This is a genomic window from Mesorhizobium sp. WSM4989, from assembly GCF_029625795.1.
Classification (GTDB): Bacteria; Pseudomonadota; Alphaproteobacteria; order Rhizobiales; family Rhizobiaceae; genus Mesorhizobium.
Genome location: NZ_JARTVN010000015.1, coordinates 1 through 1,176 on the forward strand (window position 1 = coordinate 1; position 1,176 = coordinate 1,176).

Annotated in this window: 1 pseudogene; it reads right to left on the reverse strand. The window is 64.2% G+C overall.

Annotated elements, in window-relative coordinates:
- Window positions 1-23: 23 nt before the first annotated feature.
- Window positions 24-1,176, reverse strand: a pseudogene (locus P9217_RS30130) (IS5 family transposase); the annotation flags it as partial.

The following is a 1,176-nucleotide window of genomic DNA, read 5'->3' on the forward strand; positions in this document are numbered from 1 at the left end:
GTCGACCGTGAACAATCCGAGCCCTAAGCGGCGACCGGCTTCGGCCGGATTTGAAGCAGGGCAATCAAGAGCGACAAAAACCCCTTCAGCCACCTGAGCAGGAGGGAGAAGTTGTAGCCGGCGGCGGCCAGGATGGCGTTGAGGGTGTCGCCCTGCTGGCCGGCGAGGTAGTTGCGGCCCATTCTGTGTTCGCTCTTGATGTGGCCGATGACGGGCTCGACCGCCGACCGCCGTCGCATCTGGCGCTTGATGGCTGGGGTGACGCGGCGTTTCTGGCCCGCGGTGAAGACCCTGAGCTTGTGGCTCTGCGGTGCGTTGTGGCCGCGATAGCCGGCGTCGGCGAGGATGCGGCCGATCTCGTTGCCGATGGTCTTTTCCATGTCGGGGATGACGCTTGCCAGCGTGTGGCCGTCATAGGGATTGCCGGGCAGTGCTTTTGCATGCAGGGCGAACTGGCCGCCCCTGGAGCGCTTCAGCGTGGTGGCCACCGACACCTTCACCCCGAACTCGTAGGGCGCATGCGCCTTGCCCTTGCCGATGCATTCCACCTCGTGTGCGTGCAGGCTGTAGATCTTGCGGCCGCGCTGGCGCTGGCGTTGCTCGAGAACGGTGGCGGCCTGGTAGAGCGGCCATTTGAACAGCGTCCAGCCCCTGATCGCCGGCGATCTGGCGACCAATGTCGCGAATGGTCCGGCCGAGATAGGTCTTGAGCTTGCGTAGCGCCTTGTTGGCCCGCTTGAACTGCTTGGCGTGGGCATAGCGCTGGTGGCTGATCAGCGCCAGCTTGCCGACCCGCACATAACTCTGGCGCAAATGGAGACCCGTCCTCTTGGCCAGCCGCACCAGCCGTTCGCGTGCCCGATGGATGAGCTTGGCGTCGGTCGGGAACATGACGTTCTTCGGCTGCACGGTGGTGTCGACGATCACCTGGCGCGTGTCGGCCGGTTTCATCGCCCCGGTCTTGACCGCGAGGCTGAGGCTCTCCTGCAACAGCACCATAATCCGCTCCTCGCCCATACGGCTGCGCCAACGCGTCATCGAGGAGCGGTCGAACGGCAGCGTATGGCAAAAGAACGTCTCGCCGGTGAGATACTGGAAATAAGGGTTCTCCACCCAGCGCTCGCACAGCACCTCATCCGACAGGTTGAAGGTGTGCTTGAGGATCGCCAGCCCCGC